24 protein-coding genes are annotated in these 22769 nt (G+C 31.9%); 21 read left to right on the plus strand and 3 right to left on the minus strand.

Annotation, left to right across the window (positions count from 1 at the left end):
- The first annotated feature begins 74 nt into the window (after positions 1-74).
- From P6936_RS00695 to P6936_RS00720, 6 genes are all read left to right on the plus strand, one after another.
- Positions 75-437: a YjcQ family protein gene (locus P6936_RS00695; RefSeq protein WP_276880567.1), complete on the plus strand. Its 363-nt coding sequence runs from the start codon at positions 75-77 to the stop codon at positions 435-437.
- 52 nt (positions 438-489) lie between these two features.
- A complete protein-coding gene (locus P6936_RS00700) occupies positions 490-825 on the plus strand; it encodes a hypothetical protein (RefSeq protein WP_276880568.1) in 336 nt (111 codons plus the stop codon).
- 9 nt (positions 826-834) lie between these two features.
- The gene (locus P6936_RS00705) at positions 835-993 is read left to right on the plus strand and encodes a hypothetical protein (RefSeq protein WP_276880569.1); all 159 of its coding nucleotides are present in this window, start codon (positions 835-837) and stop codon (positions 991-993) included.
- A gap of 278 nt (positions 994-1271) precedes the next feature.
- Entirely contained in the window at positions 1272-1466 is a 195-nt protein-coding gene (locus P6936_RS00710; RefSeq protein WP_276880570.1) for a type II toxin-antitoxin system HicA family toxin, read from the plus strand.
- Positions 1467-1504: 38 nt separating this feature from the next.
- On the plus strand, positions 1505-1936 hold the full coding sequence (locus tag P6936_RS00715) for a type II toxin-antitoxin system HicB family antitoxin (protein ID WP_004835931.1): 432 nt from the start codon (positions 1505-1507) through the stop codon (positions 1934-1936).
- A 458-nt stretch (positions 1937-2394) separates the two neighbouring features.
- Positions 2395-2883 carry a QueT transporter family protein gene (locus tag P6936_RS00720; protein WP_040349197.1) on the plus strand — a complete coding sequence of 163 codons (489 nt, stop codon included), beginning with the start codon at positions 2395-2397 and terminating at the stop codon, positions 2881-2883.
- A 150-nt stretch (positions 2884-3033) separates the two neighbouring features.
- Here P6936_RS00720 and P6936_RS00725 read toward each other — a convergent pair whose 3' ends face one another.
- Both P6936_RS00725 and P6936_RS00730 read right to left on the minus strand, forming a co-directional pair.
- Entirely contained in the window at positions 3034-3309 is a 276-nt protein-coding gene (locus tag P6936_RS00725; protein WP_004835933.1) for a metal-sensing transcriptional repressor, read from the minus strand.
- Positions 3309-5834 carry a heavy metal translocating P-type ATPase gene (locus P6936_RS00730; protein WP_004835934.1) on the minus strand — a complete coding sequence of 842 codons (2526 nt, stop codon included), beginning with the start codon at positions 5832-5834 and terminating at the stop codon, positions 3309-3311. Before P6936_RS00730 ends, P6936_RS00725 begins: the two co-directional genes overlap by 1 nt.
- Before the next feature lie 124 nt (positions 5835-5958).
- On the opposite strand from P6936_RS00730, the gene P6936_RS00735 reads away from it, so the two are divergent.
- From P6936_RS00735 to P6936_RS00795, 13 genes are all read left to right on the plus strand, one after another.
- A complete protein-coding gene (locus P6936_RS00735; RefSeq protein WP_004835935.1) occupies positions 5959-6228 on the plus strand; it encodes an acylphosphatase in 270 nt (89 codons plus the stop codon).
- A 38-nt stretch (positions 6229-6266) separates the two neighbouring features.
- Complete coding sequence (locus P6936_RS00740; RefSeq protein WP_004835936.1) at positions 6267-7598, plus strand: Mur ligase family protein; 1332 nt, start codon at positions 6267-6269, stop codon at positions 7596-7598.
- Entirely contained in the window at positions 7595-8251 is a 657-nt protein-coding gene (locus P6936_RS00745) for a type 1 glutamine amidotransferase (RefSeq protein WP_004835937.1), read from the plus strand. Before P6936_RS00740 ends, P6936_RS00745 begins: the two co-directional genes overlap by 4 nt.
- Entirely contained in the window at positions 8252-8578 is a 327-nt protein-coding gene (locus P6936_RS00750; protein ID WP_060929545.1) for a YerC/YecD family TrpR-related protein, read from the plus strand.
- A 57-nt stretch (positions 8579-8635) separates the two neighbouring features.
- A complete protein-coding gene (locus tag P6936_RS00755; protein WP_276880571.1) occupies positions 8636-10831 on the plus strand; it encodes an ATP-dependent helicase in 2196 nt (731 codons plus the stop codon).
- A gap of 1 nt (position 10832) precedes the next feature.
- Complete coding sequence (gene ligA, locus P6936_RS00760; RefSeq protein ID WP_276880572.1) at positions 10833-12833, plus strand: NAD-dependent DNA ligase LigA; 2001 nt, start codon at positions 10833-10835, stop codon at positions 12831-12833.
- Position 12834: 1 nt separating this feature from the next.
- A complete protein-coding gene (gene gatC / locus P6936_RS00765) occupies positions 12835-13113 on the plus strand; it encodes an Asp-tRNA(Asn)/Glu-tRNA(Gln) amidotransferase subunit GatC (RefSeq protein WP_004835941.1) in 279 nt (92 codons plus the stop codon).
- An 8-nt stretch (positions 13114-13121) separates the two neighbouring features.
- Positions 13122-14534 carry an Asp-tRNA(Asn)/Glu-tRNA(Gln) amidotransferase subunit GatA gene (gatA, locus tag P6936_RS00770; RefSeq protein ID WP_276880574.1) on the plus strand — a complete coding sequence of 471 codons (1413 nt, stop codon included), beginning with the start codon at positions 13122-13124 and terminating at the stop codon, positions 14532-14534.
- Positions 14524-15942, plus strand: a complete 1419-nt coding sequence (gene gatB, locus P6936_RS00775; protein WP_276880575.1) for an Asp-tRNA(Asn)/Glu-tRNA(Gln) amidotransferase subunit GatB — start codon at positions 14524-14526, stop codon at positions 15940-15942. The genes gatA and gatB overlap by 11 nt, the downstream gene beginning before the upstream one ends.
- A gap of 112 nt (positions 15943-16054) precedes the next feature.
- Positions 16055-17320, plus strand: a complete 1266-nt coding sequence (locus tag P6936_RS00780; RefSeq protein ID WP_276861810.1) for an amidohydrolase family protein — start codon at positions 16055-16057, stop codon at positions 17318-17320.
- On the plus strand, positions 17320-18492 hold the full coding sequence (locus P6936_RS00785) for an NAD(P)H-hydrate dehydratase (RefSeq protein WP_276880576.1): 1173 nt from the start codon (positions 17320-17322) through the stop codon (positions 18490-18492). Before P6936_RS00780 ends, P6936_RS00785 begins: the two co-directional genes overlap by 1 nt.
- A 2-nt stretch (positions 18493-18494) precedes the next feature.
- Complete coding sequence (gene alr, locus P6936_RS00790) at positions 18495-19616, plus strand: alanine racemase (protein WP_276880577.1); 1122 nt, start codon at positions 18495-18497, stop codon at positions 19614-19616.
- Entirely contained in the window at positions 19606-19956 is a 351-nt protein-coding gene (locus P6936_RS00795; RefSeq protein ID WP_004835947.1) for a type II toxin-antitoxin system PemK/MazF family toxin, read from the plus strand. Before alr ends, P6936_RS00795 begins: the two co-directional genes overlap by 11 nt.
- A gap of 63 nt (positions 19957-20019) precedes the next feature.
- Here P6936_RS00795 and murC read toward each other — a convergent pair whose 3' ends face one another.
- The gene (gene murC / locus P6936_RS00800) at positions 20020-21405 is read right to left on the minus strand and encodes a UDP-N-acetylmuramate--L-alanine ligase (RefSeq protein ID WP_276880578.1); all 1386 of its coding nucleotides are present in this window, start codon (positions 21403-21405) and stop codon (positions 20020-20022) included.
- A 134-nt stretch (positions 21406-21539) separates the two neighbouring features.
- Here murC and rpiB point away from each other — a divergent pair, with 134 nt between their 5' ends.
- Together rpiB and deoD are read left to right on the plus strand one after the other, a co-directional pair.
- Positions 21540-21980, plus strand: coding sequence for a ribose 5-phosphate isomerase B (gene rpiB / locus P6936_RS00805; RefSeq protein ID WP_060929553.1), 441 nt, complete (start codon positions 21540-21542; stop codon positions 21978-21980).
- Positions 21981-22051: 71 nt separating this feature from the next.
- Positions 22052-22765, plus strand: coding sequence for a purine-nucleoside phosphorylase (gene deoD, locus P6936_RS00810; protein ID WP_004835950.1), 714 nt, complete (start codon positions 22052-22054; stop codon positions 22763-22765).
- Positions 22766-22769 lie beyond the last annotated feature (4 nt).

A 22769-nucleotide genomic window follows, 5' to 3' on the forward strand; every position in this document is an offset into this window, starting at 1 on the left:
ACAGCTGATTAGCTATGAGTTTATTTTGTGTTGCACTTGTTATGATAAATTATCAGTACAAAAAAGGAGAAGTTATGGCAAAGGATGATTATGATGTTTTAGTTTTTAAGATTTTGACATATTTTTATGGAGTCTTAAAAAGAAAAATTGCTTTTACTGATGCTTCTTTCAAAGCTGCTATTAAGTTTAATGATATATCTGAAGAATACCTGAATGATGTTATTTATATGATGGAGGAAGATGGATATATAAGTGGGATGGCCTTTGAGAAGGCTTGGGGTAATAATAGGATTGCCTTAGGTGATTTTTCTGATATTAGGATATCTTCTAAAGGTATTGATTATATACAAAATAATAGTAATATGCATAAGGTTAAAGATTATTTCCTGGAACATCCTGAGTTAATAACCAGTTTGATTACAGCCTTATTTATTTAATTTTATCGACCTGAGTAAGTCGTAAAACTGCTATTTTTTATTGGAAGGAGTCATGATGGTTCGATATGGTTGTCAGACTCCCAGCCAGTCGGTGATACTTGATTATGAAAAGAGTCTTGGCCAAGAAGCTATAGATATCTATAAGAAGACTGGTTTAAGTCCTTATCCATGGCAAGAAAAGCCTATTAAAGATATTTTTGCAGTTAATGATGATGGTTTATGGACTCACTCTAAATTTGGTTACGCAGTACCACGTAGGAATGGTAAGACCGAGATAGTCTACATGGCCGAGCTTTGGTTTTTAATGGATGGTAAAAATATCATCCATACCGCTCATAGAATTTCTACGTCACACTCATCTTTTAAGAAACTTAAAAAGTATTTATAGAAGATGGGCTTGGTTGATAAGGTTGATTTCAAATCAATCAAGGCTAAAGGCCAAGAAATGAAGTTCTTTGGTCAAAAGTTTAGAGTTTTTGGAAAGGAACTTGAAGGTATAGATCACTCGATTCCCTTATCCTGGAATAAGAAAGTATGGGTTGAAGCATATGAGTAAAGTTAAGTTTAAATTAAATAGGAAAGGAGTTTCCGAACTGGCTTTCAGGAGATACTAGTCATTGGATAAGAATCCAGTAAAACAAATTTATTTGTAAAGGTACTATAACACCATTTTAAAATTAAAATCGCTTAAAACACAAAATATAAAGTGGTATTTTATGTAAAAATAAAAAGTTTATCTTATATAGACCTTAGCTGGGTATTTCTAAAATACATTTAATCTTCTTGACTACATACGTAATTGTACGTATAATAATAGTGTAAGGAGGTAATCATATGCCGATGACGTCAAAGCAAATGATTAAACTCTTAAAGAAAAATGGATTTACTTATATTCCATCTGGTGATGGGTCACATAAGAAATTCAAAAACTTTAAGAATGGTAGGATTATAATTGTACCTGACCATGGAGGTAAGGATTTACCTAAAGGTACAGAACATGTAATTCTAAAACAAACGGGGCTGAAATAGCCCCTCCTTACCATAGAACAAATATTAGGAGTAAGTATATGTTTATAAATTACCCAGCTATATTTTTAAAAGAAAAGGATAGTGAAAGTTACACAGTTATATTTCCAGACTTAGAAGGATGTATATCTTGGGGCGATAGCGTTAATGATGCTCTAAGAATGGCTCAGGATGCCTTAGGAGCATATCTATTTGAATACTATACGAAACCTAACGAAATGCCAAAGTCATCTAGTATAGACGATATTGAAATAAAGATAGATGAAGATGACAAAGAATATTTTTCACATAAAGGTAGTTTTAAAAACTATGTATCTTTAGATTTAACAGATTATGTAAAGAAGTCTAATACTAAGACTGTAAAGAAGACATTATCAATCCCAAGTTATTTAAACGAAGCTGGGATAGAGAATAATGTAAACTTTTCATTACTATTACAAGAAGCTTTGAGGAAAGAACTAAAAATAAATTAAAAATATAGATACTTAGCTAAGATTACTATATTACTGCTTAACAACTAAAAACTGAAGTGTTTATTTTCATAGAAAAGGGGATGTTACAAAACTATGAATAATCATCGTACCATCGTTATAAGGTTCTCTTAGGAAATTTTACCTCTCCTTGCCGGTGGGCATATTAGTGCCTGCCTACTGATGGAGGAGGTTAGCCCGTCGGCGTTATGAGACTTTCCGTGGAGGTTCTTCTAACGATAATGGTACGATTTATTCATTCTGCAACAGCCCCTTTTTAATTGCTTCCATTATACATACTTAAATTTATCTCCGTCAAAAATCCGTCAAAAATTATATGTTATTCTATGTTATTTCATGTGTATTATAAAATTCTATAATTTGCAAAACGTGTATTTTATGCTATAATAGTTAGGTAATGTTTCTTGGGACCCATTATAAAAAATATCAAGGAGAAAAAAATGAATAATAACTTAGACACTAATTTTTTAGTAAAGTCAGCACTTGTAGCAGCACTTTATGCTGTTCTAACTTTATTACTGCCTATGGCTTCTTACGGACCTATTCAACTTCGTTTTAGCGAAATTATGGTCTTACTAGTATTCTACAACAAGAGATTTATTCCAGGTCTTGTTTTAGGTTGTGCTATAGCTAATATGTTTTCACCAATGCTTGCTTTTGATGTGATATTTGGGACTTTATCATCTTTGATAGCCTTTGAGCTTATAAAAAGAACAAAAAGCCTATTTATAGCATCATTGTGGCCAGTGCTAATGGTAATCGTGCCAGCTTTAGGAACATATTTTATTTTAGCAAATGATGCTGTCTTGATAATTATGATTCTTGAATTTATGGCAAGTGAATTCATAATGGTAAGTATCATTGGTGTAGTAATATTTAAGATACTAGAAAAAAATAATGGATTTATGAAATATATAAAGGAATTTTAAAAAACTCCCTTCTATCTGTGCGATAGAGGGGAGTTTTATTGTCTTTCCATCAAGATTAGATAGTTTTATAGTAGCTTAATTTAAAATAGTAATCCTTTATTTTGGAATTTACTATTATCATTTTAAAGTAGCTTAGCTTATGTTGAACTATTATATCTTGTTAAGTTTTCCTATGACTTTTTCTATTTCCTTGATTTTTTCTTTGATATCTTCTTTATCGTCACTGTTTAATGACTGATAGAGACAATGCTCAAGATGGGCTTGCATTACGTCCTTATTAATGTTTTTAAGGATTGAGATTGATGCCATGAGTTGATTAGAAACATCTATACAATACCTGTCATCCTCAATCATTTTAATTAAACCATCAATTTGACCTCGAACAGTTTTAAGTTTTCTGATAGTTTTTGCTTTATCAGCTTGCATTATTTATATTCAATACCTTTATATTCATATCCAGCTTCGTTGATAGCATCTGATATTTCTTTTTCATTAATAGATCCAAAATAATCTACCAAGGCTTCTTTATTAGCTAAGTCAATATCGACATTTTCTATACCAGCTAAAGATATTAAGGCTTTACTAACATGCTTAGCACAATTTTCACACATCATACCATCAACTTTTACAATCATTTTATTTAATTCGCTCATTTTAATCTCCTTTTCATTTACTTCTTTTTCTTCATTATTATTTTTTTCTTCTTTATTGTTAGCTTTAAAGGACCTAAGTCTTAAAGAGTTAAGGCAGACAAAGACAGATGACATACTCATAGCTAGGGCTGCAAACATTGGATTTAGGGTTAAACCGATGAATGGATATAAGAGACCTGCAGCAATAGGGATGAGGATGATATTATAGAAAAATGCCCAGAATAAATTTTCCTTTATTATCTTTATTGTCATCTGTGATAATTTGATAGATTCGACCAAATCTAGTAGGGAATTTTTTATTAGGACAACATCACAAGAATCTATTGCAATATCTGTACCACTAGCTATGGCTACACCTATATCTGCTCTAGCTAAGGCAGGGGCGTCATTGATTCCATCTCCTACCATCGTTACTTTCTTACCCTCTTTTTGAAGTTTTCTTACAACTTTATCCTTATCTTGGGGTAAGACTTGAGCAAATTTCTTGTCTATGGCTAAATCTTTGCGTATAGCCTCAGCTGTTCTTTCATTATCACCTGTTAGCATTATTAATTCATAGCCAAGATTTTTTAACTCCCTTATAGCTTTTCTCGAACTTTCTTTAGGAATATCTTGAGCAGCCATTAGTCCTATAATTTTTTCACCATCAGAAAAATACATAGAAGTCTTTCCTTCTTCTGAATATCTTAAAGCCAGTTTTTCGTATTTACCTAAGGATATATTATTTTCAGTCATAAGCCTTTCATTTCCAGCAAGATATGTCCTATCGGAAATTTGTCCACTAATACCTAATCCGCTTATGGCTTTAAAGTTATTAACCTCTTGCTGTCTAACTGATTTTTCCTTGGCGTATGCTACTATGGCGGAGCTTAGGGGATGCTCAGAATTTATTTCGATACTATAAGCAACTTCTAAGAAATCTTTTTCATCTAGATCGGTAGCGACATCAGTTACAACAGGTTTTCCTTCAGTGATTGTTCCAGTTTTATCTAATAATATTGTATTTGTCTTATGAAGATTCTCTAAACTTTCTGCATTCTTGAATAATAGACCAAGTTGGGCTGACTTTCCCGTAGCAACCATTATAGCCATAGGGGTCGCAAGACCTAGAGCACATGGACAAGATATAACCAATACTGCAATCATAAGATTTAAAGCAAACTCTATGTTTTTACTAGCTAGAGTCCAAATAACAAATGTAGCTATAGCTATCACTATTACAAGTGGAACAAAGATTGCTGCGACTTTATCAGCAATTCTAGCAATAGGGGCCTTTGTTTCATTAGCATCATTCACTAAACTAATAATTTGAGAGATTGTCGTATCTTCGCCAACCCTACTTGCTTTAAATTTAAAAGAACCTTGTTTATTAATACTTGCAGATATAACTTCATCGCCAATTCCTTTATTGACCGCTATGCTTTCACCAGTAATAGCTGATTGATCAACCAATGATGAACCTTCAATAATAATTCCATCAACAGGTATTGCCTCACCAGGTCTAACCAAAACAATATCGCCCTTTACCAAGTCGGAAACATCTACAGATTTTTCTACTCCATCCTTGATAATATTTGCTCTTTTTGGAGCTAACTCCATTAGGTTTTTAAGGGATGATTTTGTTTCGCCCTTACTTCTTGCTTCAAAATACTTACCTAGAGTTATAAGGGTTAGTATTGTCGCACTGGATTCAAAATAAATATTATGCCTATAGTGCATGAGAGTATCAAAATCTGAAGTAGCTTGAGCATATGACATCCTCATTATAGCGAATATACCAAAAATGCAAGCTGCACTAGAACCCAAAGCAACCAGGGTATCCATATTTGGAGCTTTCTTTATTAGCCCTTTAAATCCACTGATAAAGAATTTACGATTGATAAATATTACAGGAATCGCTAATAGAAATTGGACAAAAGCATAGTTCACTGCGCCAGTAAGTCCTTTAAAGATACCAGGAATAGGTAGATTTATCATTTCGCCCATAGAAATATACATAAGCGGTATGAGAAAGGCAAAAGAAATTTTAAGCCTATTAATTGTAGACATTTCTTCGACTTCTTTTAAGCTTGTATTTTCAGAATTTGTATCATTCTTAGGCCTTGCACCGTAACCAATATCAACTACAGCTTTGATAATATCCTCCTTATTAATTTTTGAAGGATCATAATTAACAGTCATTGATTCACTAATGAGATTTACATTAACACTATCAACTCCTAGTTTCTCCACTGCCTTTTGAACATTAGCTTGACAAGCAGCGCAAGTCATCCCACTAACATCAAAACGTTTTTTCATATAACCTCCTCTACACCCATAGGGGGTGTACTATCATTATAACTTTTACAAAAATTATGTCAAGAGCAAAGAAAAACTTTACAAATTAGCATGTTTAATGTTATAGTATATTAAAGAGGTACTAATGGAAAGATTAAAGATAATATTTAAAGGAAGGGTCCAGGGTGTCGGCTTTAGATACCATGCTTTAAGGATTGCAAATACCTACAAGTTAACCGGCAGTGTCAAAAATCTATATAATGGAGATGTAGAAGTTTACCTTCAGGGAAGCAGAAAAAATATTGATAATTTCCTAGAAGAAATTTCTAATCAACGATTTGTAAGAATTGACTCAAGGGACATAATAGAAGTCCCTATAAAAAATGACGAAAATTCATTTGAAATATTATTTTGACTATGGCGTAATTTAATTTTTGGGTATATAGTAGACCTATGAGTTTAAAAAGTAAAGTAGTAAAAAATATAGCAAAATTTATTAGATTAGGCCTTAGAATTACTAAACATAAAGCTACGTCTTTACCTGGTTATATAGCTTATAAACTAGATAAAAACATACTAGAAGAGTTATCTTCCAATACAAAATTTATTTTTGTAACCGGAACCAATGGCAAAACCATGACAACTCATTTTATAAGTAATATTTTAAGGCAACATTACAGTAGGGTCTATACAAATGAATCTGGCTCAAATATGGTTCAAGGTATTATCACAACTCTTCTTGATAACCCAAAGAAAATAGAAACTGTAGCAGTTCTTGAGGTAGACGAGGCTAATCTGGAAAGAATTGCAAAGTTCTTAAAAGCTGACTATGTAGTATTTACGAATATATTCAGAGATCAAATGGATAGATTTGGTGAGATATATAATATATTTGACAAAATCATGCAGGGCATGGAAGAAATGCCTAAAGCTAAGATAATAGCAAATGGTGATTTACCAATTTTTGCCTATGAACAAATGGATAAATACGATAAGGTTTATTATGCTATTAGGGATAAAAATCAAATCCAACACGATTATATCCTCGATGCTGAAAACAATTCAGATGGCATACTCTGCCCAAGATGCAATAGTATTTTAAAATACAAATTAGTAAATTATTCTTCTCTAGGAGATTTTACTTGTCCTAATTGTAATTTTAGCTCTAAAAATATTAAATATGAAATTAATGAGCTTGTTAAATTAGAAAGTAACTTTTCTAAGTTTATGGTAGGTGCTGAAGAGTATGAGATTTCAGTTGGAGGTTTATATAATATATATAATGCTTTAGCTGCCTTGTCTTTAGCAAAGGAGATGGGTCTTTCATATGACGAAATTCACGATGGCTTAAAAACTCAGAAGAATGTTTTTGGTAGACAAGAGAATTTAAAAATAGCAGATAAAAATGTTATTATAAATCTTGTTAAAAATCCTACTGGTCTTAACCAAATCATCGAACTTATATTATTAAATAAGAAAGATATTAGTTTAATATGTCTTTTAAATGATAACTATGCCGATGGCTTAGATGTTAGTTGGATTTATGATTCTCATTACGAAAAATTAAAGGCTATGGATATCAAAGACATATATGTTTCTGGTACTAGATCTTTTGATATGAAGAGAAGACTTGAAATTGCAGAAATATTTGATTCTGACATCAAAGAATTTGATTATGAGAAAGATATTATTGAAATAATTAAATATTGCAAGTCTAAAAATGTATATATTCTATCAACTTATACAGCTATGCTTAGATTAAGAGAGGTGTTGAATTTATTATGATTATAAATATAGCACACTTATATGGAAATTTGTTAAATACTTACGGAGATGTAGGAAATATAATGGCCTTTGCCCATGAAGCTAGAAAAGCAGGCTTTGATACAAATGTAGATATTATTAGCCTAGGAGATGATTTCGATTATAAAAAGTATGATTTCGTATTTTTCGGAGGTGGTCAGGACTATGAGCAGAGTATAGTGCAAAAAGATTTGATAAAAAAAAGAGATTCTATAGTAGCCTACATTGAAAATGGTGGTATACTATTAGCTATATGTGGAGGATATCAATTACTTGGCCAATATTACTATGATGCCTATAACAAAAAAATTGATGGTCTGAGAATATTTGATCATTATACAATCAACCAGGAAAACAAACACAGATTTACAGGAAATATCAAAGTTAGATCTGCTTTAAATGAAGATGATTTGTACACTGGCTTTGAAAATCATGGTGGAGTAACATTTTTAGGATCCAAACAAAAGCCTTTTGCTTATGTGATAGAGGGTAATGGTAATAATGGTAAGGATAAGAGTGAAGGATTTAGGTATAAAAATACTATTGGAAGCTACCTTCATGGTCCCTTACTCGCAAAAAACAAAAATTTGTGCAAAGATTTAATTAATATTCTAAGAGATAGGAGAAATAAATAAATGAAAGAAAGTAAATTAAGAAATAAGGAAATAGATGAATTTTTTGAAGCAGTATTAATGCTAGATGATATTGAACAATGTTATGATTTCTTCACTGATATCTGTACAGCTAGAGAAATTCAATCTATAGCTCAAAGGCTACATGTTGCGAAACTTCTAAAAATTAGAAAAACTTATAGCGTAATAGAAGAAGAAACCGGTGCATCAACTGCAACAATTTCAAGAGTTAATAGATCACTTAATTATGGCTCAAATGGCTACGACATTGTATTAGAAAGACTAATTGAAAAGAATTTAAAAGAAGGAAAAAACAAAGATAAAGAGTAAGGTCGACTTACTCTTTTATTTTTATGGTATAATGGGATAGATGGAAGGATGTGAAATATGAACTTAGATGGATTAAATAATATGCAAAAAAAGGCAGTACTTCATGACAAAGGCCCCTTACTCGTTTTAGCTGGTGCAGGTTCAGGTAAAACTAGGGTTCTTACAACGAGTATTGCCTATCTTATTGAAGAAAAAGGTATTGATCCAAGAAATATAATTGCCATAACATTTACTAATAAGGCAGCAAATGAAATGAAACAAAGAATTTCCAAGCTATTAAATATGGATGTTTCACATCTTTGGATAGGCACATTTCACTCGATCTGTGCAAGAATTTTGAGGATGAATATAGATCAGATAGGTTATGATAGGAATTTTACAATATATGATACATCTGATCAAAGAACCCTAATAAAGGAAATAATTGATGAACTAGAGTATAAGGACGATGTTTCTGTAAAAGAATGCCAAAATGTTATCTCTAGTGCAAAAAACAAGTCCATGGACCCTGAAGAATTTCTCAGATTGAATACATATTTTACAAAGGGCGATATGTTTTATGAAGTTTACAAAAAATACGAAGAGAAGAAATTCTATTATAACGCCTTAGACTTTGATGATTTGATTGATAAACTTTTGTACTTGTTTTATAAAGATAAAGAATGTCTAGAATATTATCAAAGAAAGTTTGAATATGTTTTTGTTGATGAATACCAGGATACAAATAATAGCCAATACGAACTTATTAAGTATTTTGCAGGATTTCATAATAATGTGACGGTGGTTGGCGATATTGACCAGTCCATATATAGTTTTAGGGGTGCCAATATTTCAAATATTTTAAATTTTGAAAATGACTTCAAAAACTCTGAGCTTATAAAACTTGAACAGAACTATAGATCTACAGGAAATATCCTAGAAACTGCCAACCAACTTATAGAAAATAACACTGAAAGAAAAGAGAAAAATTTATGGACTGAAAATAATCAAGGAGATAAGGTTGTTTATAAGTCTAATTCTGTTGAAAGCGAAGAAGCCAAATATGTATTAGATAATATTAAAAACATGATGGCAGAAGGGTTTAGTCCTCATGACTTCGCAATCCTTTATAGGACGAATGCCCAATCTCGACCATTTGAAGAAGTCTTGATGAAAAGTTTGATAAACTATAAGGTTATAGGCGGTCTTAAATTCTACGACAGAAAAGAGATAAAGGACTTGGTTGCTTATCTAAAAATTATAGTTAACCCAAAAGATAACTTATCCCTAAAAAGGATAATTAATGAACCAAAAAGAGGGATTGGCAACAAATCAATTGAGGAATTAGAGACAATCGCTAATAGACATAATATATCCATGCTTGATTTGATGATAGACAAGGAATTTAACTATTTACTTACTGATAGACTTAAAAAATTAACTAGTAAATTCTATGGCCCGCTAAAAGAAATTTTCGATAATATAGATAATTACAAAATAGTAGATTTGATTGATGATGTTTTAGATAAAAGTTCTTATCTAAAGATGTTAGAATCTTCATATACGGTGGAAGATAGATCTAGAATTGATAATATAAATGAGTTTATTTCATCGGCAGCAGAATATGAAGAAGAAAATCCTGAGGCAAACATATATGATTATCTTGAAAATCTATCCTTGCTTTCAGATTTGGATAAAACCGAAAGTGGCGAGGAATGTGTGTCACTTATGAGCATGCACGCTGCTAAGGGCTTGGAGTTTCCTGTTGTCTTTGTTGTTGGTATGGATGAAGGACTTTTTCCTGGCAAAAGAAGCATAGATGAGGGCAATATTGAAGAAGAAAGAAGACTCTTTTATGTAGCTATCACAAGGGCTAGAGAAAAATTATTCCTAACCAGTGCCCAAGCTAGGAGAAATTACGGTAAGCTTGTATATTATAAGCCATCGAGATTTATTGACGAAATAATTGATAAACTAAGGCTTGAAGAAAAAATTGCATCTTACGGATTTTCTTCCAAAGAATACGAAAAAACTATGGCAGAAGATTATATGAGAGAGAAAGTCCGCCATCAAGTTCTCGGAAAAAAACTTACAAAAACAGAAGCTAGTGATAAGGATTTTAAGATTGGTGATAAGGTTAAACACTCCAAATGGGGTGTAGGAATGATTGTTCAAATCAATAAACAAGAAAAAGGCAACGAGTTAGTAGTGGCTTTCGATAATAAAGGATTAAAAAAACTAAATCAGGATTATGCACCAATAGAGAAGGTATAAAATGAATATAAGAGAAGAAATAAGCCAATTAATTGAAAAAATTAATGAATTAAATTATCATTATTACACTCTTGATGAGCCCTTGGTCTCAGATGGTGAATATGATAAACTCTATGATAAACTAAAAAAGCTAGAAAATGAAAGTGGGATTGTTCTAGATAATTCTCCAACTCAAATTGTAGGTGGGCAAATATTAGACAAGTTTGAAAAACATTACCATCTAACAAAACTTCTTTCTCAAAACAAGGCCCAATCTTATGCTGAGCTAGAAGATTGGATTGATAGATGTCAAAGACTTAGAAAAGAATATAACGATAACCATGAAGATAAGCTAGATGAAATAGAATTCATAATGGAATACAAGTTTGACGGATTAACTGTCAACCTAACTTATGAAAATGGAAAACTCACAAGTGCGGCTAGTAGGGGCAACGGAGTTGTTGGTGAGGAAATATTAGCTCAAGTAAAGACCATTAAATCCATTCCTCTGACTATAAAGGAAGAATCTCTTCTAGAAATTCAAGGTGAAGCCTTGATGCCCCTATCAGAATTAGCCAAATACAACAAAGATAATGAAATTCAGCTTAAAAATGCAAGAAATGCAGCAGCGGGTGCTCTTAGAAATCTTGATACAAGAGAAACTGCAAGAAGAAACCTAACCGCATATTTTTATGCTGTGCCAACAAACAATTTGGATTTAAAAACTGAAGAAGATATGTTGGACTTCTTAAAAAATCAAGGATTTAATATACATCCTTACCACAAAAAGGTTCATAACCTAGATGAGATAATTAGAGAACTTAAATTTATAGAAGAAGAAAGAAAAAAGATAGACATATTGACAGATGGTGTAGTTATTAAGATAAACGACAAGAAAACCCAAGAAGTATTATCTAATACAAATAAATTTCCTAGATGGTCAATAGCTTTTAAATTTGAAGCTGAGGAGTACACCACAACATTGCTAAAAGTAGTATGGAATGTCGGAAGGACTGGTAAAGTTACTCCTAGTGCAATCTTAGATCCTGTAGAATTCTCCGGAGCTACCGTTAGTAGGGCAACTCTAAATAATTATGATGATATTTTAAGGAAGAAAATCAAGATTGGCTCCAGGGTATTTATTCGTAGATCAAATGACGTTATACCCGAAATCCTAGGTGTAGTTGATGAAAATCAAGAAGGGACAAGGGAAATCGAAAAGCCTAAGTTTTGTCCATATTGCTCTAGTGAACTAATTCAAGAAAATGTACACATAGTTTGCCCAAATTCAATTTCCTGCAAACCTCAGCTTTTAGCACGAATAGAGCATTTTGCATCTAGGAATGCCATGGATATTGAGGGACTTTCAGAAAAGACCATTGCCCAATTGATGGATGAATTAGATATAAACGAAGTTGATGATATTTACGATCTAACTTACGATCAGTTGATTAAGCTTGAAAGATTTGGTGATAAGAAAACTAAAAATTTATTAGAAGCAATCGAAAATAGCAAGAAAGTAGACCTTCAACATTTCATATATGCTATTGGTATACCTAATGTTGGGGAGAGAACTTCTAGGGATTTAGCAAATAAATTTAAAAGCTTTGATAAATTAAGGGCTAGTAAGGTCGATGAGCTAACAGATATTGATGATATAGGTGAAATAACAGCTGAAAATATCGTCGAATTTTTCTCAGACCCAAATATCAGCAAATCCATAGAAAATTTATTGGCCAAGGGTATAGAAATTTCTAAGCCAAAAGAAGATAATAATAGTGATGGGTTAAATAATTTAACCTTTGTAATAACAGGAACTATTGAAAATTACAAACGTGATGATATAAAAAATCTTATTGAAAAAAACGGAGGCAAGGTTACAGGTTCTGTATCAAAAAATACAGATATTTTACTAGCTGGTGAAAAAGCCGGATCTAAGAAAACCAAGGCTGAAGAGTTAAATGTAGAAATTTATGAAGATCAAAAACTTTATGATTTCTTAAAAGAATTGGAAGGAATGTAGAATGAATAAAGAAGAAGTAAAAAAGATTTACAGACTAGCAAATCTTAGCCTTGATGGCAAGGATGTTGAGCTCTTATCTGACAAATTTAACATAGTAATAGATTTTATAGAAGATATATTTACTGTTGATACTAATAACGTTGAGATGACAGAGCTTATATCAAACCACAAGGCAGTATTTAGAAAAGACAAGCCACTAGAATCTATTAGTAGGAGTGAAGCTTTAGAAAACGCAAAAGACACAGAATATGGTTATTTTAGACTCGATTGGAAACTATAGGAGCTTAAATGAATATTGAACAATTATTATCAGATTATAAAAATGGAAAAATTAGTGTTGAAGAGCATATAGGTAAGACATTAGAAAAAATTGAAGACGATAAGTTAAACGCCTATATCAGCATAGACCATGAAGGATCAGTTGAAAGAGCAAAAGAGCTTGATAAAAAACTAAAAAGCGGTAAAAAGCTTGGCAAATTGTTTGGCCTTCCAATAGCTGTCAAAGATAATATTTCATATAAAAATATGAAAATGACTTGTGCCTCAAAGATGCTTAAAGATTTTAGACCTTTATATAATGCAAGTGTAATAGAAAATTTACTTGCTGAGGATGCCATTATTGTCGCTAAAACAAATATGGATGAGTTTGCAATGGGTGGTAGGGGCAAGACTTCTTATTTTGGACCTACTAAAAACCCTCTTGATCATCAAAGAGTTCCAGGAGGTTCTTCTTCAGGATCTGCAGTAGCAGTCGCTCAAGGAGATGTCTTGGTAGCTTTAGGTACGGATACAGGTGGATCTGTAAGATGTCCTGCTTCATATTGTAATATAATTGGTTATAAACCAAGCTATTCTATAATGAGTAGATATGGTGTTGTATCTATGGCCAATACTCTTGATCAAGTTTCCTTATTTGCTAAAAATATCGAAGATTTAAGAAGGCTTGCTGATATAAGCTCCTCAGCTGATCCAAAAGATATGACATCAAATTTAGAAAAATATAATTATACTTTTGAAGATTATGATTTTTCTAATAAAAAAATCGCCTATATCAAAACTGATTCTAGTCTATATGAAGGAATTGAAGATGCTGTAAAAGAAGACTACAAAATAGCCTTGGAAGCTCTTAAAAAATTAGGAGCGGATTTACAGCCAATAGATTTGAATTATGCTAAATACGCAAATCCTGTCTACAATGTTGTTATGAGTTCGGAAGTATCATCTAATATGAGTAGATATGATAGCGTAAGGTATGGTTATCAAGCAGATTCTTATGAAAATGTTGAGGACTTATTCGTTAAGTCTAGGTCAGAGGGGCTCGGAGAAGAGGTTCAAAGGAGAATTGCCCTTGGAACAATGTATCTTTCAGCTAATGATGATCAAAAAATATATAAAAAGGGTCTAAAGATTAGAACTTTAATTAAAGAAGAATTAGAAAAAATATTTGAAGACTATGATTTGATTATAACTCCAACAACTACCAACTTACCACCAAAAATGGATGAAGATATTGACGATCCTCTAAGTGACTTTAAGGCTGATGGCTTTAATGTTATCGTAAATCTTTCTGGTATGTGCGGTATATCTGTACCTGTAAGAAGTGGAATTTCAGGTTCAGTTCAATTCATAGCCAACAGATTTGAAGATAATAAATTATTAAATGCTAGTGAGAAATTTTTAAGGAGTATAAATGAAAACTAAAACAATAATAGGATTGGAAATTCACGTGGAGCTATCCACTGAAACAAAGATGTTTTGCTCTTGTAAAAATGAATTCGGGGCTGTTCCAAATACCAATGTATGCCCAATATGCCTAGGTCATCCTGGAACCCTTCCACAAATGAACCAAAGAGCTGTAGAATTTGCTGTTATGGCAGGTCTTGCATTTAATTGTGATATTAGAAATGATCAAAAGATGGATAGGAAGAAGTATTTTTATCCTGACTTGGTTAAGGGATATCAAATCACTCAGTTTGACAAGCCTTACGCTACAAATGGTTATATAAGCCTTTCTTCAGACAAAAAAATCAGAATTGCCGAAATCCACATGGAAGAAGATACTGGTAAATCTAACCATGACGAAAATAATGCGACCCTTATGGATTATAACAGGGCAGGAGTTCCTCTTATTGAAATTGTAAGTGAACCTGATATGGCTTCCCCAGATGAGGCAAGGGAATATGTAGAAACTCTAGCTTCAACTCTTAGATTTTTGGGAGTTTCAGACTGTATTATGGCTCAAGGATCTATGCGTGTAGATGTAAATATCAACTTAGAAAATCTTGAAAATAATACTAGAACAGCCATAGCTGAAATTAAAAACATCAACTCAATTAAGGCAATAGAAAATGCACTTGAATACGAAGTTCAAAGACAAAGAAAACTTCTCGAAAATGGTGAAATCGGTGTAAAAGAAACAAGAAGATGGGATGATGAGAAGCTTGAGACAATCCACATGAGGAACAAAGAAGTTGGTAATGATTATAGATTTTCTGCTGAAGGAGATATTCCTCTAATAGAATTGAGCGATGAATTTATTAATCATATAAGAGAAAAGCTTCCTGAATTACCTAAGGATAAAGAAAATAGATACATGAAAGATCTTAATTTAAGCAAATATGACGCGAATCTTTTGGCTAACGATAGACAACTTTCAGATCTTTTCGAAAAAACTAATAAACTTGTAAATGATCCAAATATTTGTGCAAATTGGATTTTATCAGAACTATCAAGAAGACTAAATGAGTTCGAGCAAAGCCCAGAAGATATGAAAGTTTCTGTTGAGAATTTCTCAAAACTAATCATCTTAGCCAAGGATAACAAAATTAATAATAATGTTGCTAAAAAATTGCTAAGAGAAATTTTCGAATCAAACGAAGACCCTGAAAAATTGGCAGAGGATAGGAATTTATTACAAATTTCTGATTCATCTTTCCTAGAAGAGATAGTTGATGAAGTATTAAGAGAAAATCCTGAATCAATTGAAGATATAAAGGCTGGAAAAGATAGGGCATTTGGATTTTTGGTTGGTCAAGCTATGAAAAAAACCAAGGGTAAGGGAAATCCTCAAGAAATAAACAAGCTATTAAAAGAAAAAATAGGAAAATAAATCATTATTTTGTAAAAATAATATCCTATTTAGCAAATTTCTACCAATCCACTAGTATAAGAACCAGTGGATTGGTAGATAATTTAAAAATATAAGGGAGTCATTAACAAGCATGAATATATTAATAGAAAATACAAATCTCCTTTCCATGGAAGATGAAATCATACATAAAAAAAATATTTACATAAAAGACGAAAATATTTCTTACCTAGGAGATAGGAATGATTTTCCCTTTGATTTGAAAATTGATGGCTCTAATTTTTTAACCATGCCAGGATTTATAAACTCCCATACCCATGTGGCCATGAGTCTTTTTAGAAATTATGGGCCTGAAACAGACTTAATGACCTGGCTAAATGATTATATATGGCCTCTAGAAGATAAATTATGCCCAAATGATGTCTACTACGGTTCAAAACTTGGGATTTTAGAAATGATTAAAACAGGAACTACATGCTTTGCAGATATGTACTTTTTTTGCGATGAAACTGCTAAAGCCTGTAGGCAAATGAATATTAGGGCTCAAATTTCAAGGGGACTTGCTTGCCCTGACAATGAATTAAATAAAATTAAAGAAAATATAGAATTTGCTAAACTATACAAAAATGACCCCTTAATAGATGTAGGTCTGGGACCTCACGCCATATATACAGCAGACTTAGATTATTTAAGAAAAATTTCAGACTATGCCCAAGAATATCAACTACCTATCCATATCCACTTATCAGAAACTCAGAAGGAAAATGATGATTGCTATGCTAAATACAAAATGAGTCCAACAGAGGTTTTTGAAAAATCAGGAATCTTCAAGAATAAAACAATTGCAGCTCACGGCATATATTTATCTGATAATGACCTTGATATCATTAAGGGTAATGATGTTAGCATAGTTCACAATCCTAGCTCTAACTTGAAATTATCATCAGGATTCTTAAATTTATCAAGATTATTAGATAGGGGAATTAATGTTTGTTTAGGAACAGATTCTGCATCTAGCAATAATAAGCTTTCTATGCTTAGAGAAATAGAAACAACTATGCTAGTTTCAAAGTTATTCTCTTCAAGACCTATAACTAGTTTTGAAGTCTTAAAAATGGCAACTATTAATGGAGCAAAGGCTCTTGGAATAGATAGAAAAGTTGGTCTTATCAAAGAAAACTATAAGGCCGATTTAATAATGATTGATTTGGATAATGAAAACCATATTCCTCATAATGATATACTATCTTCACTATGTTTTTCTACTTATGAAAATGATCTTAAAAATGTAATCATAAATGGGAAATTACTTTATCAAGATGGAAAATATATAGGAATTGATGATAAAGAAATTTTAAATAATTCTCAACTAGTTTTTAATAATCTAAAGGCAAGATAATGATAGGGATAGATATAGTTAATATCAAAAAGTTCACAAGTAAATCTCATATAAATGAAGTTTTTACCCAAAATGAAATATCCTATTCTAATTCAAAAAAAATACCTTCGCAAACTTTAGCTGGAATATTTGCTGCCAAGGAAGCTCTTGTAAAAGCTTACAGCTTAAATTTATCCTATATTGTAGCTAAAAGAATTGAAATAAAGCATGAAGGAAATATTTTAAAAGCCTATTTAGATGGAAGATTTTTAACTAAAAGTATAAGCATAAGCCATGATTGCGATTATGCTGTCGCAATCTGCACTAAGGATACCCATATTTTAAATATTAACACAGATTTTATTAATGTTTTGCCAAAAAGAAGTAAGCCTAGCCATAAGGGCGATTATGGTAAGATTGCCTTTCTCGGCGGAAGTGAGGGTATGGCAGGCTCTATTTATTTAGCTTCATCAGCAGCCCTTAGGTCAGGAGCAGGACTAGTCTATGCTATAGTTCCAGATTCTATAAGTAATATTCTTCAAATTAAAGCTACAGAGCAAATCATATTAAATTTAGAAAGTGAAAATATTGTTTATAATAAGTCAAATATAAATAAGATTAACTCTTATCTAATTGACAAGGATGTCTTAGTCATTGGTCCGGGTATGGGACGTGATAGTACATTAAATTTTTTAATTAATAGCATATTCCTTAACTATGGTGGTAAAATACTTGTAGACGCAGATGGATTAAATGCTGTAAGTCTAAATCCAGAAATTTTAAAAAACCATGAAAAACTAGTACTAACCCCTCATTTAAAAGAGTTCTCAAGACTTAGCAAGCTTTCTATTGATGAAATAAAAGCTGACAGGGTAAATATAGCTAAAAATTTTGCAAAAAAATATAAGCTAATTTTAGTCCTAAAGTCGGAGGAAACTCTAGTAACAGATGGCAATCGAGTTTACATAAATAAAATTGGTAATCCTGGTATGGCAACTGCTGGAAGCGGAGATGTACTAAGTGGTGTTATAGCAGCCTTATTGCACAGATTAGATCCTTATAAGGCATCATGCCTGGGTGTGTATTTGCATTCATTAGCAGGTGATCTAGCAAGAGATGAAATAGGCGAAGAATCATTGATAGCCTCAGATATTATAAAATACTTATCAAAAGCTATCAAGTTATTGAGGTAATTATGTTCACAAATTATATCGAAGTAGATATAGACAAAATAATTAAAAATATTAATAATATTAAGAAGTCTATAGATGATAGTCCCATATGTGCCGTAATAAAGGCGAATGCTTATGGTCTAGGGGCTGTTCCTATAGCCAACTATATAGAAGAATACGTTTCATACTTTGCTGTAGCTTCATTTAATGAAGCAAAGGTATTGAGAGCTTCTAATATTAAAAAACCGATACTAATACTAGGTTATGTCAGCCCAGAAGAGGCGATATTATCTAGCAAATATAATATTGAAATTCCAATTTATGATTTGGCCTACGCTAAACAAATAAATGATAAGTTGGATAGCAAATTAGATGTACATATAGCTTTAGATACTGGCCATGGAAGATTAGGTTTTAGGCCCTTCGAATTTGAAGATATTTTGAAATTAAAAGATCTCCAAAATTTGCATATAAAAGGAGCCTTTAGCCACTTTTCGACTGCTGATGAAGAAGATATTGAATTTACTCAAAGGCAAAATAAAATCTTTAATGGATTTAAGAAAGATTTAGGAAGAGAATTTGATATAGAAAATTTTCATATAGCAAATTCTGCTGCAACTATTTTTCACAATATAAAGGGCGATATGCAAAGAATCGGAATTTCCTTATATGGGATTTATCCATCAGAATACTTACTTGAAAGAAAAGATGTCGAATTATCAAAAGCCTTTAGTATAAAATCTGTAGTTTCCTTCGTAAAAAACATAGAAAAGGGAACATCTTTAAGCTATGGGAGAAGCTTTATAGCTGATAAGGATATGAAGATAGCTACTATTTCGATTGGCTATGCTGATGGCTTTTTTAGGGCCTTCTCTAATAAAGGAGAAGTTCTTATTAATGGAAAAATTGCTAAAGTATGTGGCAGGGTCTGCATGGATCAAATAATGGTTGATGTAAGTAATATAGATGTTAATATAGGAGATGAGGTCGAGATATATCCGGACCTATATAAAGAAGCTAATAAAATTGGAACTATCCCTTACGAATTGATGACTGCACTTTCATTAAGGGTTATAAGGGTATATAAGAAAGATGGAAAAGTTGTAAAAATAGAAAATTATTTAGGAGAAATATATGAAGATTAAAAGGGGAGATTTATTTTATGCTGATTTATCTCCCGTTGTTGGAAGCGAACAAGGAGGGGTAAGACCTGTAATAATTGTCCAAAACAACGTGGGTAATAAGTACTCGCCAACTATTATTGTAGCACCTGTTACAAGCCAACTAAATAAGGCAAAACTTCCTACTCATGTTAAGCTAAAGGGCAATGAATTCGGTCTTCCAAAAAACAGTGTTGCATTAATGGAACAATTGAGAACAATTGATAAAAAAAGATTGAGAGAAAAAATAGGTAGCTTTAATCATGATATAATGCTTAAAATTGATGAGGCAATGGCTATCTCATTGGATTTAATAAATATCTAATCTTAAATCCATACATAAGAAAGGACTTTTAGAAATTCTAAAAGTCCTTTCTATTGGCTGAATTTAACCCTCTACAATCATTCTAGCAAGAAGGTCTGGATTTCCACAACCTGTGGTTAGTACCAAATCATCTTTTTTGATAATCTTTTCTATATAATCTTTACATTCTTCAAACTGAGATATGTATTTAGCGTTGATTCCCTTTTTTACTAAAGCATCAACTACATCTTTTGAATGAATAGTTGGATCGAATTTTTCTCTTGCTGCATAGATATCAGTAACAATAACTTCATCGCATGAATCAAAACAATTTAAAAATTCGTTAAACAAAGTTTTTGTCCTACTATATGTATGAGGTTGCCATACACAAATAAGTCTTCCTTTTGTATGCTCAGCCAAGGCATCCACAGTTACTTTTATTTCAGATGGGTGATGACCATAATCAGTCATTATTGTAGCATCACTAACATGACCTATAACCTGCATCCTCCTGTCGAGGCCTGTATATTTTACAATATTTTCTTTAATAGTTTTAATGCTGATGCCATTTTCATAAGTTGCTATTATTGATGCCATAGCATTATTTATATTATGTCTTCCAATTACACCAAGCTTAAAATGTTCGATACTTCCATTTGCGAATTTTAAATCAAATTCTGGGTGTCCATCATTATCAAATTGAATATTAAAAGCATTGTAATCAGCTTCTTCGTTATCTTGAGCGTAAGTTATTAATCTACCCTTAACTGAATCAAAAATTAACCTATTATTATCTTCATTTAGATTAGTTATAGTCATAGAATTTTCGTCTTGATTAGATAGATATTCTTTGAAAGTATTAACAATGTCTTCTAGGTCCTTATAATAATCTAAGTGATCTTCATCAATATTTAAGACTATAAGTGTTTGTGGATAGTAATACCTTATGTTTCCCTTATATTCGCATGCTTCTGTTACAAGATACTCTTCGCTTCCAACCCTTACATTTCCCTTCATCTCTTCAAGCTCTCCTCCAAGAAGTATAGTTGCATCTTTGTCAGAGTGCATTAATATTTTTGAAATCATTGAAGTCGTTGTTGATTTTCCATGCGAACCAGAAACAGCTATGGAGTTTTTGTAATTTCTCATCAAAGCACCTAAAAATACACCCCTTGTTACTACTGGTACCGAAAGTTTTTTTGCTGCTATCAATTCTTCATTATCATCCAATATAGCATCTGTATAAACTACAAGATCTGGGTTTTTAATATTTTCTTTTTTTTGACCTATAAAAATTTCAATTCCTAAATCTCTAAGGTGATTTATTATTTTGCTATCAGATCTATCAGACCCTGAAACTTCATAACCCTTAGCGTGTAATAATTGAGCAAGTCCACTCATTGAAATTCCACCTATACCAATGAAGTGAATGTATTTATAATCATGGTTATTTAAATTAAATTCGAACATATAATCTCCTTAAGTGTAAAACTAAACTTTATGCGTAGTTTTATTATACCATATTTATTAGAGTAAATATATCAAGTGAAATTACTTATTGATTAGAAGATTGCTAAAAGTATATTAATGATGGAGGAGTAATTATGAGATATGTAATTGGTAATGATCACGGTGGACTTGATTTAGTAGAAGTTGTTAAAGATGAACTTGAAAAATTAGGTCATGAAGTCGATCATGTAGGAGCTTTTGATAATAAATCAGTAGACTATAGTGATTTTGCAAAAAAAGCTTGTGATAAAATAATAGAGGAAAAAGCTGACTTTGCTATCTTGATTTGCGGTACTGGTCTTGGTATGAGCCTATCAGCTAATAAAATCAAGGGGATTAGAGCTGCTTGTGTTTCCGAAAGCTATTCTGCAAGAATGAGCAGGGCCCATAACGACGCTAATGTATTATGCATAGGAGCAAGGGTTATAGGAAGTGAAACTTGTAGAATGATTATAGATGAATTTGTAAAAACAAAGTTTGAAGGTGGCAGGCACCAAAGAAGAGTAGATAAGATTATGGAGCTTGAAAGAATATAAAAGTTTTTCTGTTTTAAAAATTCATAAACAATGATATCATATAAGTAATAATATGTATAAAGGAGATAAGTTTGAGTATACCTACACCACACATTTCAGCCACAAGTGCTGATCAAATTGCAAAAACAGTATTAATGCCGGGTGATCCCCTTAGAGCTAAGTATATAGCCGAAAATTTTCTAACTGATGTTAGTCAATTCAATGATACTAGGGGAATGCTTGGATTTACAGGCCTATACAAGGGCAAGAGAGTATCAGTCATGGGAAGTGGAATGGGAATTCCATCTTCAATGATCTATTTTAATGAATTATTCGAATTTTATGATGTTGATACGATTATCAGAATAGGTACTGCAGGATCAATGCAAAAAGACGTTAAACTTCACGATATCGTAATAGCATCTTCTGCTTGTTCTGAATCTTCAATCAACGACAATCTTTTTGGAAATATACATTTTTCACCTACACCAGATTTCGATTTAATGATAAAGGCTTATGAAAAATCAAAAGAGCTTTCCTATACAACTCACTGTGGACAAGTTCATTCATCTGATCAATTTTATAATGATATGCCAAAGGAAGTATTTGAAAACTTACAAAAATATGGAGTTTTGTGCGTAGAAATGGAATCATATGGTTTATTTATGGCTGCTAGAAAGCACGGCAAGAAGGGATTGGCTATATTTACTATAAGCGATTCACTAATAGAAAATGTTGCTGATAGTGCAGAAGCTAGACAAACATCTTATACTAATATGATGAATTTAGCCCTTGAGATAGCTTAGGAAT

The sequence above is a fragment of the Anaerococcus tetradius genome (assembly GCF_947087635.1).
Classification (GTDB): Bacteria; Bacillota; Clostridia; order Tissierellales; family Peptoniphilaceae; genus Anaerococcus; species Anaerococcus tetradius.

What these genes read in the sequence shown, in the direction of transcription:
- P6936_RS00695 (WP_276880567.1), top strand. Translation starts at nt 75, where the DNA reads ATGGCAAAGGATGATTATGATGTTTTAGTTTTTAAGATTTTGACATAT.
- P6936_RS00700 (WP_276880568.1), top strand. Translation starts at nt 490, where the DNA reads ATGATGGTTCGATATGGTTGTCAGACTCCCAGCCAGTCGGTGATACTT.
- P6936_RS00710 (WP_276880570.1), top strand. Translation starts at nt 1,272, where the DNA reads ATGCCGATGACGTCAAAGCAAATGATTAAACTCTTAAAGAAAAATGGA.
- P6936_RS00715 (WP_004835931.1), top strand. Translation starts at nt 1,505, where the DNA reads ATGTTTATAAATTACCCAGCTATATTTTTAAAAGAAAAGGATAGTGAA.
- P6936_RS00720 (WP_040349197.1), top strand. Translation starts at nt 2,395, where the DNA reads ATGAATAATAACTTAGACACTAATTTTTTAGTAAAGTCAGCACTTGTA.
- P6936_RS00725 (WP_004835933.1), bottom strand. Translation starts at nt 3,309, where the DNA reads ATGCAAGCTGATAAAGCAAAAACTATCAGAAAACTTAAAACTGTTCGA.
- P6936_RS00730 (WP_004835934.1), bottom strand. Translation starts at nt 5,834, where the DNA reads ATGAAAAAACGTTTTGATGTTAGTGGGATGACTTGCGCTGCTTGTCAA.
- P6936_RS00735 (WP_004835935.1), top strand. Translation starts at nt 5,959, where the DNA reads ATGGAAAGATTAAAGATAATATTTAAAGGAAGGGTCCAGGGTGTCGGC.
- P6936_RS00740 (WP_004835936.1), top strand. Translation starts at nt 6,267, where the DNA reads ATGAGTTTAAAAAGTAAAGTAGTAAAAAATATAGCAAAATTTATTAGA.
- P6936_RS00745 (WP_004835937.1), top strand. Translation starts at nt 7,595, where the DNA reads ATGATTATAAATATAGCACACTTATATGGAAATTTGTTAAATACTTAC.
- P6936_RS00750 (WP_060929545.1), top strand. Translation starts at nt 8,252, where the DNA reads ATGAAAGAAAGTAAATTAAGAAATAAGGAAATAGATGAATTTTTTGAA.
- P6936_RS00755 (WP_276880571.1), top strand. Translation starts at nt 8,636, where the DNA reads ATGAACTTAGATGGATTAAATAATATGCAAAAAAAGGCAGTACTTCAT.
- ligA (WP_276880572.1), top strand. Translation starts at nt 10,833, where the DNA reads ATGAATATAAGAGAAGAAATAAGCCAATTAATTGAAAAAATTAATGAA.
- gatC (WP_004835941.1), top strand. Translation starts at nt 12,835, where the DNA reads ATGAATAAAGAAGAAGTAAAAAAGATTTACAGACTAGCAAATCTTAGC.
- gatA (WP_276880574.1), top strand. Translation starts at nt 13,122, where the DNA reads ATGAATATTGAACAATTATTATCAGATTATAAAAATGGAAAAATTAGT.
- gatB (WP_276880575.1), top strand. Translation starts at nt 14,524, where the DNA reads ATGAAAACTAAAACAATAATAGGATTGGAAATTCACGTGGAGCTATCC.
- P6936_RS00780 (WP_276861810.1), top strand. Translation starts at nt 16,055, where the DNA reads ATGAATATATTAATAGAAAATACAAATCTCCTTTCCATGGAAGATGAA.
- P6936_RS00785 (WP_276880576.1), top strand. Translation starts at nt 17,320, where the DNA reads ATGATAGGGATAGATATAGTTAATATCAAAAAGTTCACAAGTAAATCT.
- alr (WP_276880577.1), top strand. Translation starts at nt 18,495, where the DNA reads ATGTTCACAAATTATATCGAAGTAGATATAGACAAAATAATTAAAAAT.
- P6936_RS00795 (WP_004835947.1), top strand. Translation starts at nt 19,606, where the DNA reads ATGAAGATTAAAAGGGGAGATTTATTTTATGCTGATTTATCTCCCGTT.
- murC (WP_276880578.1), bottom strand. Translation starts at nt 21,405, where the DNA reads ATGTTCGAATTTAATTTAAATAACCATGATTATAAATACATTCACTTC.
- rpiB (WP_060929553.1), top strand. Translation starts at nt 21,540, where the DNA reads ATGAGATATGTAATTGGTAATGATCACGGTGGACTTGATTTAGTAGAA.